16 protein-coding genes are annotated in these 13,357 nt (G+C 72.2%); 12 read left to right on the top strand and 4 right to left on the bottom strand.

What is annotated here, in order from left to right:
* Positions 1-10: 10 nt before the first annotated feature.
* The 3 genes from ACFVFH_RS25270 to ACFVFH_RS25260 all read right to left on the bottom strand — a co-directional run bounded on the left by ACFVFH_RS25270 (position 11) and on the right by ACFVFH_RS25260 (position 3,227).
* Positions 11-1,168 carry a S1C family serine protease gene (locus tag ACFVFH_RS25270; protein WP_383772580.1) on the bottom strand — a complete coding sequence of 386 codons (1,158 nt, stop codon included), beginning with the start codon at positions 1,166-1,168 and terminating at the stop codon, positions 11-13.
* Between the two features lie 184 nt (positions 1,169-1,352).
* A complete protein-coding gene (locus ACFVFH_RS25265; RefSeq protein WP_383772578.1) occupies positions 1,353-2,399 on the bottom strand; it encodes a LacI family DNA-binding transcriptional regulator in 1,047 nt (348 codons plus the stop codon).
* A gap of 24 nt (positions 2,400-2,423) precedes the next feature.
* Positions 2,424-3,227 (bottom strand): winged-helix domain-containing protein, encoded by an 804-nt coding sequence (locus tag ACFVFH_RS25260; protein ID WP_383772576.1) that lies wholly within the window; start codon positions 3,225-3,227, stop codon positions 2,424-2,426.
* 276 nt (positions 3,228-3,503) lie between these two features.
* Here ACFVFH_RS25260 and ACFVFH_RS25255 point away from each other — a divergent pair, with 276 nt between their 5' ends.
* The 8 genes from ACFVFH_RS25255 (at position 3,504) to ACFVFH_RS25220 (ending at position 9,172) form a co-directional block, all read left to right on the top strand.
* Entirely contained in the window at positions 3,504-4,430 is a 927-nt protein-coding gene (locus tag ACFVFH_RS25255; RefSeq protein WP_383772574.1) for an alpha/beta hydrolase family protein, read from the top strand.
* 41 nt (positions 4,431-4,471) lie between these two features.
* Entirely contained in the window at positions 4,472-4,726 is a 255-nt protein-coding gene (locus ACFVFH_RS25250) for a MoaD/ThiS family protein (protein ID WP_383772572.1), read from the top strand.
* A gap of 10 nt (positions 4,727-4,736) precedes the next feature.
* The gene (locus ACFVFH_RS25245) at positions 4,737-6,182 is read left to right on the top strand and encodes a hypothetical protein (RefSeq protein WP_383772570.1); all 1,446 of its coding nucleotides are present in this window, start codon (positions 4,737-4,739) and stop codon (positions 6,180-6,182) included.
* A 132-nt stretch (positions 6,183-6,314) separates the two neighbouring features.
* Positions 6,315-7,004 (top strand): DUF2993 domain-containing protein, encoded by a 690-nt coding sequence (locus ACFVFH_RS25240; RefSeq protein WP_383772568.1) that lies wholly within the window; start codon positions 6,315-6,317, stop codon positions 7,002-7,004.
* Between the two features lie 215 nt (positions 7,005-7,219).
* Positions 7,220-7,327, top strand: coding sequence for a putative leader peptide (locus ACFVFH_RS25235; protein ID WP_353962123.1), 108 nt, complete (start codon positions 7,220-7,222; stop codon positions 7,325-7,327).
* 160 nt (positions 7,328-7,487) lie between these two features.
* Positions 7,488-8,333: a sulfurtransferase gene (locus ACFVFH_RS25230; RefSeq protein WP_383772566.1), complete on the top strand. Its 846-nt coding sequence runs from the start codon at positions 7,488-7,490 to the stop codon at positions 8,331-8,333.
* Positions 8,334-8,383: 50 nt separating this feature from the next.
* On the top strand, positions 8,384-8,671 hold the full coding sequence (locus ACFVFH_RS25225) for a DUF1416 domain-containing protein (protein ID WP_018490348.1): 288 nt from the start codon (positions 8,384-8,386) through the stop codon (positions 8,669-8,671).
* Between the two features lie 243 nt (positions 8,672-8,914).
* Positions 8,915-9,172, top strand: a complete 258-nt coding sequence (locus ACFVFH_RS25220; protein ID WP_383772564.1) for a DUF3099 domain-containing protein — start codon at positions 8,915-8,917, stop codon at positions 9,170-9,172.
* A gap of 37 nt (positions 9,173-9,209) precedes the next feature.
* Here ACFVFH_RS25220 and ACFVFH_RS25215 read toward each other — a convergent pair whose 3' ends face one another.
* Entirely contained in the window at positions 9,210-9,572 is a 363-nt protein-coding gene (locus ACFVFH_RS25215) for a DsrE family protein (RefSeq protein ID WP_362206411.1), read from the bottom strand.
* 158 nt (positions 9,573-9,730) lie between these two features.
* On the opposite strand from ACFVFH_RS25215, the gene ACFVFH_RS25210 reads away from it, so the two are divergent.
* The 4 genes from ACFVFH_RS25210 (at position 9,731) to ACFVFH_RS25195 (ending at position 13,284) form a co-directional block, all read left to right on the top strand.
* A complete protein-coding gene (locus tag ACFVFH_RS25210) occupies positions 9,731-10,690 on the top strand; it encodes a hypothetical protein (RefSeq protein WP_383772561.1) in 960 nt (319 codons plus the stop codon).
* Positions 10,687-11,592, top strand: coding sequence for a hypothetical protein (locus ACFVFH_RS25205; protein WP_383772559.1), 906 nt, complete (start codon positions 10,687-10,689; stop codon positions 11,590-11,592). Before ACFVFH_RS25210 ends, ACFVFH_RS25205 begins: the two co-directional genes overlap by 4 nt.
* Positions 11,589-12,437 carry a hypothetical protein gene (locus ACFVFH_RS25200; protein WP_383772557.1) on the top strand — a complete coding sequence of 283 codons (849 nt, stop codon included), beginning with the start codon at positions 11,589-11,591 and terminating at the stop codon, positions 12,435-12,437. The genes ACFVFH_RS25205 and ACFVFH_RS25200 overlap by 4 nt, the downstream gene beginning before the upstream one ends.
* A 274-nt stretch (positions 12,438-12,711) precedes the next feature.
* Positions 12,712-13,284: an FABP family protein gene (locus tag ACFVFH_RS25195; protein ID WP_383772555.1), complete on the top strand. Its 573-nt coding sequence runs from the start codon at positions 12,712-12,714 to the stop codon at positions 13,282-13,284.
* The last annotated feature ends 73 nt before the right edge of the window (positions 13,285-13,357 follow it).

Genomic DNA, 13,357 nt, shown 5'->3' with positions numbered 1-13,357 from the left:
GGCTGTCTCCTCAGGAGCTGTTGCCGGCCCGCAGGGTGTCGAGGTCGGCCTTGAGGGTGTTCACCGGGATGGCGAAGCCGAGACCCACGCTGCCCGCGCTCGAACTGTCGGAGCCGTTGGACGAACTCGACGAGTACATCGCCGAGTTGATGCCGATGATCTCGCCGTTCATATTGATCAGCGCGCCGCCGGAGTTGCCGGGGTTGAGCGAGGCGTCGGTCTGGATGGCCTTGTAGGTGGTGGTGGAGTCGCCGGTGTCGCCGTTGAACTGGCGGCCGCCGAACTCGAACGGCCACTGCTGCCCGCCGCCCTGCCCGCCGCCGTACTGTCCGCCCTGACCCTGACCCTGACCCTGGCTCTGTCCGCTGCCGTCCTCCTTGGCGACGGTGACATCGCGGTCGAGGGCGGAGACGATGCCGCTGGTGACGGTGCCGGTGAGGCCCTCGGGCGAGCCGATCGCGACGACCTGGTCGCCGACCGCGACGGCCGAGGAGTCGCCCAGCGTGGCCGTCTTCAGCCCGCTCGCCCCCTGGAGCTTGATCAGCGCGAGGTCCTTGTCGGGGTCGGTGCCGACGACCTGCGCGGTGTACGTCCTGCCCGTGCTGAGCGACACCTTGATCGACGTGGCGCCGGAGATGACGTGGTTGTTGGTGACGATCTCGCCGTCGGAAGTGATGATCACGCCGGAGCCGGTGGACTCGCCCGCCGTCGAGGTCGCGTTGATCTCGACGATCATCGGCGAGACGGCCTTGGCGACACCGGCGACGGTGCCCTTGCTGCTCTGCGAGACGGTGGTGCCGGGGATGACGCTGCTCGCGCTGTTCGTGCTGGTGTCGGTGAGCCGTTCGACGACGGTGGCGGTGCCGCCGCCGACGATCGCCGCCGCGATCGCCACGGCCGCCAGCAGGGCGACCGGCCGCCTGGCCCGGTGCCGGGGCGCGGCCGGTTCCTGGGGCGCGGGCGGCGGGAAGCCGGGGCCGTCGCCACCGTGGCCGCCGTCGCCGCCGTGTCCGTGGGCGCCGTTCCCGCCCGGCCACACGGTGGTCCCGGGGCCCGTCGTGACCGGCTGGGCGGGCTGGTACGGGGGCGGCGGCGGGTAGGACGCGTCACCGTTGCCGTACGAGGGGTACATCGGGTACTCGCCGCTCGGGCGCTGGCTCTCTGTCATGCCTAAGAGCGTGTCCGGCGAAGATGAGAGAAGCCTGAGCACGTTCTGAGAAGCCCGGCAGAAGCTCGTATGCCCGATATAAGGGCCGCCCGATCCCGATAAGGGCCGCCCGCCGACCACCGCGAGGACCGGCCCCACGGTCGTCCCGCCGCGGCCGCGGAGGGGTACGGAACCGGCGTGCGGGCTACCGCGCCCCGGCAGCCGTCGGCTCCCCGCAGCCGCAGGAGCGCCGTACCACCAGCGCGGACGGGAACTGCTTCAGCCGCTCCCGCCGCGACCCCGTCACCCGCAGCGAGTCGTCCAGCACCAGGTCGACCGCGGCCCGTGCCATCGCCGGGCGGTCCGAGGAGACCGTCGTCAGCGGCGGATCGGTCAGGCCCGCTTCCTTCACGTCGTCGAAGCCCGCCACCGCGAGCTCCCCGGGCACGTCGATCCGCAGCTCGCGTGCGGCCCGCAGCACCCCGATGGCCTGGTCGTCCGTGGAGCAGAAGATCGCCGGCGGCCGGTCCGGACCGGCGAGCAGCTTCAGCGCCACCTGATACGCGTCGTAGCGGTTGTACGGGGCCTGGAAGAGCCGGCCCTCCGTCGAGCGGCCCGACTCCTGCATCGCCCGGCGCCAGCCCTCGACATGGTCGGCGACCGGGTCGCCGACCGCCGGGGTGGACTCCACGCCGCCGAGGCACGCCACGTACGCGTTGCCGTGTTCCAGCAGATGCCGGGTGGCGAGCTGGGCACCGCCGACGTCGTCGGTGACGACCGCGACGTCGTCGATCGCCTCCGGCCGCTCGTGCAGCAGCACGACCCGCGCGTCCCACGCCTCTATCTCGGCCGCCGCCCGCTCGCTGGGGCCCTGGCTGACCAGGATCAGTCCGGAGACCCGCATGCCGAGGAAGGCCCGCAGATAGTGGACCTCGCGTTCGTCGCGGTAGTCGGAGTTGCCGACGAGCACCATCTTTCCGCGTTCGGCGGCGGCCTGTTCGACCGCATGCGCCATCTCCGCGAAGAACGGCTGCCGGGCGTCCGGCACGATCATCCCTATGAGGTCGGTCCGCCGCGAGGCCATCGCCTGGGCGACCCGGTCGGGCCGGTAGCCCAGCTCCTTGATCGCGGCGAGCACCCGCTCGCGCGTGGCCGGGGCGACCGGCCTCGGTCCGTTGTTGATGACGTAGCTGACGACCGCGGTCGACGTCCCCGCCAGTCTCGCCACATCGTCCCGCGTCACCTTGGCCACGCGCGGCAGTCTACGCGGATATACCTACCTTCCGGCAGGCCGGACCGGGGCTTCTTCCGGCAGCCGGGAGGGGCGCGACTGCTCCGAACGGGTTACGGGTTCGGCGGCCGCCCTCGCCGCGGCCCGGTCCTTGGCCTCCTCGGCCGCGCGCTCCACCTTCTCGGGCGTCACGAACCGGTAGCCGACGTTGCGGACCGTGCCGATCAGCGACTCGTGCTCGGGGCCGAGCTTGGCGCGCAGCCGCCGCACATGGACGTCGACCGTGCGCGTGCCGCCGAAGTAGTCGTAGCCCCAGACCTCCTGGAGCAGCTGGGCGCGGGTGAAGACCCGGCCCGGGTGCTGCGCCAGGTACTTGAGCAGTTCGAATTCCTTGAAGGTGAGGTCCAGGACCCGGCCCTTCAGCTTCGCGCTGTACGTGGCCTCGTCGACCGAGAGGTCGCCGTTGCGGATCTCCATCGGGGAGTCGTCGGAGGTGATCTGCTGCCGGCCGGTGGCCAACCGCAGCCGGGCCTCGACCTCGGCCGGTCCCGCCGTGTCCAGCAGCACGTCGTCGATGCCCCAGTCGGCGGTGACGGCCGCGAGACCGCCCTCCGTCACGACGAGGACCAGCGGGCAGCCCGGTCCGGTGGACCGCAGCAGCTGACAGAGCGACCGCACCTGGGGCAGATCGCGGCGGCCGTCGATCAGGATGACGTCGGCACCGGGGGTGTCCACGAGAGCGGGGCCCTCGGCGGGCGCCACCCGCACGCTGTGGAGCAGGAGGCCGAGGGCGGGAAGCACCTCCGTCGACGGTTGGAGGGCATTCGTCAGGAGCAGCAGTGAACTCATCGCCGCCCACCTGCCTGGGTCGTCGGTCGGTGACCGTTCACGGTTCGCTCGCCCATTACGTCGGTCCTCCTCGTTCCCTGCGAGAGGGGCACTCCCGGGCCGGGCCCGGGGGAGTATGCGGCACTGCTTCGTACGTTTCGTGCGGGTCCTGCCGGTGCGGCCCCGCGCCCCGGGAGCCGCTGAGCTTGTGGAAACGTCGCCGTAACAACGTCTGGAAAGCACAAAAGGACCCGGGGGCTTCTCTGCCCGGATCCTCTTCCCAGCACAATAGCCCACATGACTTCTGTGTCCGAGGGACGAATTCGGGGTTCCGCTGTTCCCTCGATCACGCCCGGCCCCCTGCGCACCGCCCTGCGCGCCGAGGACGGGGTGCGCATCGAAGCGGTGTACGAGCCGTGTACCGCGGGTGGCGGGACCGTTGCGGGGTCATCCTTCGACGGTACTGCGATCGTGCTCGCGCACGGGTTCACCGGCGCGGTGGACCGGCCCGCGGTGCGGCGGGCCGCCGGGGTGTTCGCCGGGCGCGCGGCCGTGGTCACCTTCTCCTTCCGCGGGCACGGCGGATCCGGCGGCCGGTCGACGGTGGGCGACCGCGAGGTGCTGGATCTGGCGGCGGCGGTGGCGTGGGCGCGCTCGCTCGGACACCGCCGGGTGGTGACCGTGGGGTTCTCGATGGGCGGGTCCGTGGTGCTGCGGCACGCGGCGCTGTACCGGCCGGGGCCGCGGGGCGAGGCGGCTGCCGGTGGCGTCGCGGAGGGCGAGGCGGGCGCCGGTGGTGTTGCGGAGCGCGAAAGGCGCACTGGAGCGCGTACGGAGGCACACGCCGATGCGGTGGTGTCCGTGAGCGCCCCCGCCCGCTGGTACTACCGCGGCACCGCACCGATGCGCCGTCTGCACTGGGTGGTCACCCGGCCCCTGGGACGGATGGTCGGCCGCTACGGGCTGCGCACCCGGATCGACCGCGACGAATGGAACCCGGTGCCGCTCCCGCCGGTCGGGGCCGTCGCGCTGATCGCCCCGACGCCGCTGCTGATCGTGCACGGCGACCGGGACCCGTACTTCCCGCTGGACCACCCGCGGTCGCTGGCCGACGCGGCGGGCGACGGCGCCGAGCTGTGGCTGGAACGCGGCATGGGCCATGCCGAGAACGCCGCGGACGAGACCTTGCTCACCCGCATCGCCGACTGGGCGGTGCCGGCGTGACCCATGATGGACAGCTGACGCGAGACGAGAGGAGTGGCGCCATGCCTGCGGTAACCATCCGCTACTGGGCCGCCGCCAAGGCCGCGGCCGGAACCGCGGAGGAGCCGTACACCGCCGCTACCCTCGCCGAGGCGCTCGACGCGGTGCGCTCCCGGCACCCCGGTGAGCTCACCCGAGTGCTGCAAAGGTGCTCGTTCCTCATCGACGGTGACCCCGTGGGCACCCGTGGCCATGAGACCGTACGCCTTGCCGAGGGCGGCACGGTCGAGGTGCTCCCGCCGTTCGCAGGAGGGTGAACCGCAGAACATGAGCAGCAACGATCAGCAGTATCCGTACGGACAGGACCCGCGCCACGGGTACGGCCCCGGCCACGACCCGTCGAACGGCGGACGGCCGCAGCCGTACGGCGACCAGCCGCAGCCGTACGACGACCGGCCGTACTCCGCCCAGCCCTACGCCCCGCAGGCGTACGGCGGCGAGCCCCACGGCGCGCGGCCGTACGGGCAGCAGCAGCCGTACGGACACCCGCAGCAGCCGCAGGGCCCGTACGACCGGAACCAGCCGGGCCCCGGGCAGGTCTGGCCGGGCGGGTACGGGCAGCAGCCCGCCGCGCCCTCGGCCCACGACGCGCAGGACCCCGCCGTCGCGCAGACCTGGGAGGGCCAGACCTGGGACACCCAGTACCAGCCGGTGATCCAGTCCACCCAGCAGGCCCAGCAGGCCCAGCCCGTGCCGCAGGCCCCGCACACGCCGCAGGCCCCGCAGGGCGGGGCCGGGCAGCCGCCCGCCCCCGCCGCCGAGACCGCGTACCTGCCGCCCGTGTCGTCGGCCTCGCCCCCGCCCCCGCAGGGCGCCTCGGGCGCGTACCCGCTGCCGCCCGAGGCGCCGGTCACGCCGCTCGTACCCGCCGGGGAGCCCCCGGCCGGGGACGCCACGCACGCCTCCGCGCACGGCGCGGACGGTTACGGCGCCCCCACCACCCTGGGCAACAGCCGGATCACCGACGCCCAGCGGGCCCGCGCCGAGGGCCGCTCGCCGATCATCGCGCCGGGCATGCAGCCCGCGGCGATCACCGCCGGGCTCGGGGTGCTGCTCGCCCTGGGCGCGGCCATCGGGCAGTACGCCCTGGTCGTGCCGCTGGTGCTGCTCCAGGCCGTGACCGCGGCCGGCTGGTTCCGGCTCAACGGCATGTGGCCGGCCCGGCAGGGCATCGCGCTCGCGTTCGCGGGCGGCCTCGTCGCCGATGTCGCGCTGCTCGCCGCGGGCCGGGAGAACGGACCGGCCGCCATCCTCGGCACCCTCGGTGTCTGGGTGCTGCTCACTCTGGTCCTCCAGCTCCGCAGCCACGCGAGCGCCGACGAGCGGATGCAGGGGCTGATGGCCACCGTCGCCTCCGCCGCCCTGTCGGTGCTGGCCGCCGGACACCTCGCGGCGGTCCCGGACGCGGTGACGGTGGGCGCGGTGGCCGTCGCGGCGGCCGTGCTCGTCCGCGCGCTGCCGCTGCCCGGAGCGGCCTCGGTCGTGGTGGCCCTGCTCGCCGCCGCGGGCGCCGGCGCCGTGACCGGGACACTGACCGACCTGGGGACGAAGGGCGCGCTGCTCGGCCTCGGCGCGGGGGTCTGCGCGCTGGTCGGGCTGCGGGTGGCGAGCTACGACTACCCGTCGCGCTTCGTCCACATGACCGCAGGTGTGGCACTGCCGCTCACCGCCGCCGCGCCCGCCGTGTACCTGATCGGCCGCGCGCTCTCGTAACGCCGGACCGGACCGCCCCGGGAACCGAAGAGGGGTGCCCGCTCGTCGATCACTCGGGGCGCCGTCCACCTTCGCTGGAAGGGCGGGGGCGCCGGGGGTCCGGCCGGAATGCAGGGTGGGGAAAGAGCGAGCATGCGTGCACTGCGGATACTGCTGGTCATCGTGGTGGTCCTGGGCGGGATCTTCGTCGCCGTCGACCGGGCGGCGGTGTACTTCGCCGAGTCGGAGGCCGCCGGGCGGATCAAGATCACCGGTGCCACGATCGGCTCCACGGACGTCTCCATCAAGGGATTCCCGTTCCTGACCCAGATCGCCGGGGGCGGGGTCGACGAGGTCGACATCGAGATCACCGGCATCGAGACCGCCGCCGACGGCCGCAGGCTCCGGATCAGCCGGATGAACGCCGCGCTGCACGACGTGAAGCTGACCGACGGCTTCTCCGGCGCCACCGCCTCCCGCGCCTCGGGCACCGCCGTCATCTCGTACGCGGACCTCACCAAGGCCGCCAGCGACGGCGTCGCCATCGAGTACGGCGGCAACAACAAGGTGAAGGTCACCGGCACGGTCGACGTCCTCGGCAACCCGGTCTCGCGCAGCGTGCTCTCCACCGTCACCCTGGTCGACGGCCGCACGCTCCGGGTGCACGCGGACAAGGTGCCGGGCGAGGGCATCCCCGGGCTGGAGGGGCTGGTGCGCGGGAAGACCGACTTCGACCGGGAGGTCGGCGGTCTGCCGAGCGGCCTGAAGCTCCAGAAGATCCAGCCGACCGCCGACGGCCTGGAGATATCGGTGACCGGCACGGACGTCCGGCTCGCCGGCTGAGACCGCACGCGAGGCCCCGCCCGCCCCTGGACACCCTCACCCTCCACATACTGAGACGAGCCCGTCCGGTCCGTAGATGTGTGACGGCCGCCGATGGCACGGGGGCGGTGCGGGAGACGCCCCGATTCTCTTCGGGTCTCATCTGTCGGACGATCGCGTCTCAGGATGCGACACGGCGGTGACATGTCCGCCCGTACCTCCCTACGATCGGTCCCATGCAGTGCTCCATCAGCGGTCTCCCACAGCGGGGACGGGCGGATCTCACGAAGCGGCGGGCAGTGGACCTGTGCCGCGTCGCCGCCATGCTCTGTCGCACTGTCTGAGCGGGAGCCCTCGGCGCCCCGCGTTCCCCCCGGCCCTTCGACCGACGTCAGGGCCCATCCCGATCGCCGTTGTACGTGCGCCGCACGCCGCGCCGCCGTACGCCCGCATCACGCACCGTCTCGCATCATCTCGCCGCAGACTGCCCCGGAGGAGAACAGCATGAGCCGCAGTGACGTCCTGGTAGACGCCGACTGGGTCGAGGCCCACATCGACGACCCGAAGGTCGCTCTCGTCGAGGTCGACGAGGACACCTCGGCGTACGAGAAGAACCACATCAAGAACGCGATCCGGATCGACTGGACCAAGGACCTCCAGGACCCGGTCCGCCGCGACTTCATCGACCAGGCCGGGTTCGAGAAGCTGCTGTCCGAGAAGGGCATCGGCAACGACACCACGGTCGTCCTGTACGGCGGCAACAACAACTGGTTCGCGTCCTACGCGTTCTGGTACTTCAAGCTCTACGGCCACCAGGACGTCCGCCTGCTCGACGGCGGCCGCAAGAAGTGGGAGCTGGACTCCCGCGACCTGGTCGACGGCGACCAGATCCCGTCCCGCCCGGCCACCGCGTACAAGGCCCAGCCGCAGGACGAGTCGATCCGTGCCTACCGCGACGACGTCGTGAAGGCGATCGGCAGCCAGAACCTGGTCGACGTGCGCTCGCCCGACGAGTTCAGCGGCAAGCTGCTCGCCCCGGCGCACCTCCCGCAGGAGCAGTCCCAGCGCCCCGGCCACGTCCCGAGCGCCCGCAACATCCCGTGGTCGAAGAACGCCAACGACGACGGCACCTTCAAGTCGGACGACGAGCTCAAGGCCCTGTACGAGGCCGAGCAGGTCGACCTGGCGAAGGACACCATCGCGTACTGCCGCATCGGCGAGCGCTCCGCGCTCACCTGGTTCGTGCTGCACGAGCTGCTTGGCCAGGAGAACGTCAAGAACTACGACGGTTCGTGGACCGAGTACGGCTCCCTCGTGGGCGTGCCGATCGAGCTCGGCGCCAACAAGTAACTCCGCACGACCCGGACCGGCACGACCCCCGACCCAGAAGGACGAAACACATGTGTGGAGCAAAGGCCGGCGGCCCCGACGCTTCGACCATCAAGCCCGGTGAGACCACCATCCAGGGCAGCGTGACCCGCGACGGCGAGCCCGTCACCGGCTACGTGCGCCTGCTGGACTCGACCGGCGAGTTCACCGCCGAGGTCCCGACCTCGGCCACCGGACAGTTCCGCTTCTACGCGGCCGAGGGCACCTGGACGCTGCGCGCCCTCGTCCCGGGCGGCAGCGCCGACCGCACCGTCGTCGCGCAGACCGGCGGCCTCTCCGAGGTCGCGATCGCGGTCTAGGCCCTGTCTTCAGACTGCCGTCTGCCGTCTGCCGTGCGGCGTCCGGCACGCACGCTCGCAGTGTGAAGACAGAGCCTGGACGCGTCGCGCGCACCGCGACACGACCGGCCGAAGGGCCGTACCCCAGGGGGTTTGGACGCCTACTTGAGCGGGGTACGGCCCTTCGTGCCGTCCGGGCGGCCCCGCCGGTACCGGCGGGCCCGGGGCCTGCGCCACCGGCCGGGGCGGGCCTACGCTGGAGGTATGTACGCCCGACGCCGTCGCGGCTATTTCCTGATGATGGGCGTGTGCATCGTCCTCTTCGTATCGGCCTGGGCCTTCGTCAGGCTGTGGTCGATGCCCGCCGCGATAGCGATGTGCGTCGTCGCGATGGTGATCCCGCCCGTCGCGGCCATGGTCGCCAACCGGCGGGGGCCGGACGACCGCTGGTGGGACGATCCGTCCGGCGACCCGAAGTCCGACGAGTGGTGGGACGAGCTCGACGGCAAGAAGCGGCGCTGACGCGCCCCGCGCCGGGCATGCCGACGGGGGACGGACGTCAGTAGACGAGGGCCTGGACGCCCTCGGCCATGATCTCGCTGACGAAGACCTGGGCCCCGGCGATGCGCACGCCCTCCAGGACGTCCTGCTCGGTGATGTCACGACGGGCCGCGCATTGCGTGCAGAGGGTGATCCGCCCGCCCGCCTGGATCGACTCGATCAGGTCCGGCAGCGGCGCGGCATGCGGCAGTTCGAACTCGGCGGCGCGCCCCGGCAGCGCGAACCAGGAGGACTCCCCGGTCAGCCAGAGCGAGACCTCCACCCCACTGGCGACGGCGACCGCGGCCACCGTGAACGCCTGTGAGCAGCGCTCGGCGGAGTCGGCACCTGCGGTCACCTTGATCACGAGCTTCTTCGGCATATGCCGAACTGTAATCGCCGGGTGGGCAACCACCTCCCCTCGGCGGCAGTCAGGTGTGTGCGCGATCAAACGGAATCAGCGCATCTGGTCTCGTGGGGGGACCCCAATTGGAACCGAAAGACACGATTTCTGACGGGCCGGCGCCCGAGGACGGGCCCGTGACCCGGCCCGTACCCGAGAAACCGGCGGCCGAGCCGCCCGTACCGGCTGCGTCCGCACCGGAGTCGCCCGTACCGGAGACGCTCGCACCCGAGCCGCCCGTACCGGCTGCGTCCGCACCGGAGCCGTCCGTCGCCGCGACGCCGGCCACCGGACCCGAGGCCGTACCGGCCACCGGCCCCGAGGCGGCGCCGGTCACCGGGTCCGCCGCCGTCCCCGGCGCGAAGCGTCGGCGTGGGCGTACGGCGCTGCTGGTCCTCGCGGCCGCGGTGCTCGGCATCGCGGGCGGCACCGCCGTGGGCTACGACGTACAGGCCCGGCGTGCCCCGACCCCGCTGCCCGCGCTGTCGCAGCCCGATCTGGCGTACCCGGCGAAGGCGCTGCCCCCGGGCAAGGCCCCCGATCCGCTGCCCGCGTCCCAGGACCGCCGGGTCAGGACGGACGGCGACCTGCGCAAGCTGATCGTCGGCCGGCCCGCGGGCTGGAGCGACGACGACAACGCGCTGCTCGACCTGGAGGACGGCTGGGTGCCCCTGGACGTCTACGCCCGCTCCTACGAGAAGGAGGACTCCATGTACGAGTACTTCCTGGAGTACGGCGTACGCCGGGTCGCGGGCGCCGCCTGGAAGCGGGGGCAGTACCGCACCGCCGAGGTCTACCTCGTGCAGTTCGGCTCCGGAACCGTCCAGGGGGCCCAGGACTTCGCCGGGGGCCAGCTCGCGTACATGCCCGGGTCCGAGATCGGCGCAGGCAACCCCGGCGATGCGATCAAGGGCAGCGGCAACGGCCGCTACTACCTCTTCGACGTCGAGCGGAAGCCGGGATACATGCCCTCGTACCACGCCAGGGCCACCGTGTACCGGGGCGACATCGCGGCCGACATCCACATCTTCGACACCGTGCCGATCAGCAAGAAGGACATCCGGACGTTGGCCGAGAGACAGCTGGAGCGCCTGTGAACGACGTGACCACGGAGGCGGCCGTGCCCGACGCGAACCCGGACGCGAACGCGAACCCCGACGTGAACCCCGACGCGAACGCGGGCGGGAACATCGACGGAGGCGCCGCCGGCACCGGGCTGCCCGTCGCCCCCGGCCGTTCGCGCCGGGTGGTCCTCATGGTCCTGCCCGTCGTGCTGGTGGCCGGCGCGGTCGGGGGCGCGGCCGTGTACACCAGGAGCGTGGTGGACGGCGCCGACCGCTCCGCCGGGACCTCCCTCTGGAAGGAGCCCGCGCACAAGCCGGGCAAGGACCCGGCCGGTGACGTGACCCGGGGCCGGGCGTCGACCGGGCTCAGCAAGCTGCTGCTGCCGGTCCCGTCCGGCTACCGGCTCGGCCCCGACTACCGGGAGCTGGGCAACGACGGCGAGCAGAGCGGCCGGAAGGCGACCGCCGCCATGAAGCAGAGCGCCCGCGGTCTCGCGGGCAAGCAGCGCCGGGCCTACGAGGAACGGGTCGACAAGCTCCGTATCGAGGGCACCGCCGTCCGTTCCTACACCGCGGACGACAACACCCTGTCGATCAGCACCCAGATCATGCGGATGAAGGACAGGGAGGCCGTCCGCAACCTCCACGCCTTCCGGACCGGCCTCTTCGACTCCCTCGGCATCTTCCGCGCGGAGCCGGGGATCGAGGGGCACAAGCGGAACGCCAGGTGCTACGTCCTGCGCGAGGACAGCAAGGGCGGCAAGGGCGGCAAGGGCGGCAAGGACGGCATCGAGTCGATGAACTGCCTGGCGTACGACGGCGAGGTGAGCATCAGCCTCACGGCGTCCGGTACCAGACCCTTCGACCGGAAGGCCGTCGCGGCGCTCCTGAAGGACCAGCTCGACCACATCAAGTCCCCGGGGGAGTACGTATGACCGAGCAGACGACGGAGACGCCCGCCCAGTCCGTGCCCGCAGCACCCGCCGAGGCCGTCCCCGCGCCACCCGCGCCTGCCGCGCCGAAGCCGCCGCGGCGGGTGCTGCGGGCCGTCGCGCGGTGGACCGTCGCCGCCGTGGTCCTCGGCGGGCTCGGTGCCGGTACGGCCTTCGGCATCACCTCGATGGAGCGCACCGACGTGCCCGGCCTGGCCACCGAGAGCGACGGCCGCTGGGAGTACCCCGCGCTCAGCCTGCCCGCGCTCCCGGCCGGCTCGCCCCGCCCGTACAGCGACGGGAACACCGCCGAGATCCACCACGCCGACCTGCGGCGCCTGCTGCTGCCCGCCCCGGTCGGAGCAACCGTCGACAAGGAACTCGACGGCGGCTGGGTGAGCGCCGAGCGGTACCTCTCCGAGTACGTGAAGGACGGCCGCTCCGACGTCGCGCAGACGCTGAAGGACTCGGCTCCGCGCCACATCGCCGCCCGTGGCTGGACCATGCCCGACGGCACGTCGACCCGGATCTATCTGGTTCAGTTCAACTCGACGGCCTTCGCCCAGGACTTCATGGACTCGACGTCCGGCGGCGGCTCCGAGGTGCCCCTAGTCGGGGCGCCCGTGGCGGTGCTCGACGAGGGCTGGAACGGCGGCGGCAAGGTGCCGGGCACCTCGTCCTACGTGTACGACGAGGCGAAGCCGTACGGCGAGGCGCGGGTCCGCCAGGGCCGTGTGGTCGCCGGTGACACGCTCGCCCTGATCGTCCAGTCCCGCAAGGGCGAGGGGAGCACCCCGCGCGTCCCGTTCCACCAGACGGTGATCCTTCAGAACCAGCTGCTGGGCTGATCCGCCCCGGCGGCCCCGGGCAAACCCCGGACGGCGGGCCGGACCCCAACCCATTAGGCTGGGGCCCGGCCCCGTACTGCTGCCATAACGCTCGTTGCAAGGAGTTCCCGTGCTTGAGGCATTCTTCTCCGCCCTGCTGGTCCTGGTCTGCGTCGGCGTGCTCGCCTTCGCCGGCGTGACCGTGAAGAAGCTGTACCAGGGCCAGCGCTGACCTTCCCCGTCCGGCCCCGCTCCGTCCGCACTCGCCCCACCTCACAGATCGTCTGAGCCGCTCATGATCGAGATCCCGTCCGACCTCCACCCGGACCTCGTCCCGCTGGCCTTCCTCCTCGGCAACTGGGCGGGCGCGGGCGTCTCCGACTTCCCCGGCGCCGAGCAGTGCAACTTCGGCCAGGAAGTCTCCTTCAGCCACGACGGCCGTGACTTCCTGGAGTACGTCTCGCACACCTGGGTGCTCGACGCCGAGGGCGAGAAGGTCAGGCCGCTGGAGTCCGAGTCCGGCTACTGGCGCATCGACAAGGACCGCAAGGTCGAGGTCGTCATGTCCCGCGACCAGGGCGTCATCGAGATCTGGTACGGCGAGCTGGCCGACAAGAAGCCGCAGATCGACCTGGTCACCGACGCGGTGGCGCGCACCGCGGCCTCCGGCCCGTACAACGGCGGCAAGCGGCTGTACGGCTATGTGAAGAGCGACCTGATGTGGGTCGGCGAGAAGGCCACCCCCGAGGTGGAGCTGCGCCCGTACATGTCGGCGCACCTGAAGAAGGTCGTCACCCCGGAAGAGGTCGAGGCGATGGCGAAGGGCCTCGGCGACCTGCCGGACGACGGCATCGCCTTCTTCAAGTAGCCCACCGGCTCCACGGGTACCGGCCCACGGGTTCTTCCCGCCGACAGCGGCGGACGGGGGCCCGCCCGGTCCT

This window comes from Streptomyces sp. NPDC057697 (assembly GCF_042799335.1).
Classification (GTDB): Bacteria; Actinomycetota; Actinomycetes; order Streptomycetales; family Streptomycetaceae; genus Streptomyces.
This window is presented reverse-complemented; position numbering and strand designations above follow the sequence as displayed.

Coding starts and splice junctions, on each gene's coding strand:
- ACFVFH_RS25225 (WP_018490348.1), top strand. CDS start 8,384: ATGTGTGGAGCAAAGGCCGGCGGCCCCGACGCTTCGACCATCAAGCCC.
- ACFVFH_RS25200 (WP_383772557.1), top strand. CDS start 11,589: ATGACCGAGCAGACGACGGAGACGCCCGCCCAGTCCGTGCCCGCAGCA.
- ACFVFH_RS25255 (WP_383772574.1), top strand. CDS start 3,504: ATGACTTCTGTGTCCGAGGGACGAATTCGGGGTTCCGCTGTTCCCTCG.
- ACFVFH_RS25240 (WP_383772568.1), top strand. CDS start 6,315: ATGCGTGCACTGCGGATACTGCTGGTCATCGTGGTGGTCCTGGGCGGG.
- ACFVFH_RS25250 (WP_383772572.1), top strand. CDS start 4,472: ATGCCTGCGGTAACCATCCGCTACTGGGCCGCCGCCAAGGCCGCGGCC.
- ACFVFH_RS25230 (WP_383772566.1), top strand. CDS start 7,488: ATGAGCCGCAGTGACGTCCTGGTAGACGCCGACTGGGTCGAGGCCCAC.
- ACFVFH_RS25195 (WP_383772555.1), top strand. CDS start 12,712: ATGATCGAGATCCCGTCCGACCTCCACCCGGACCTCGTCCCGCTGGCC.
- ACFVFH_RS25245 (WP_383772570.1), top strand. CDS start 4,737: ATGAGCAGCAACGATCAGCAGTATCCGTACGGACAGGACCCGCGCCAC.
- ACFVFH_RS25260 (WP_383772576.1), bottom strand. CDS start 3,227: ATGAGTTCACTGCTGCTCCTGACGAATGCCCTCCAACCGTCGACGGAG.
- ACFVFH_RS25215 (WP_362206411.1), bottom strand. CDS start 9,572: ATGCCGAAGAAGCTCGTGATCAAGGTGACCGCAGGTGCCGACTCCGCC.
- ACFVFH_RS25220 (WP_383772564.1), top strand. CDS start 8,915: ATGTACGCCCGACGCCGTCGCGGCTATTTCCTGATGATGGGCGTGTGC.
- ACFVFH_RS25235 (WP_353962123.1), top strand. CDS start 7,220: ATGCAGTGCTCCATCAGCGGTCTCCCACAGCGGGGACGGGCGGATCTC.
- ACFVFH_RS25270 (WP_383772580.1), bottom strand. CDS start 1,168: ATGACAGAGAGCCAGCGCCCGAGCGGCGAGTACCCGATGTACCCCTCG.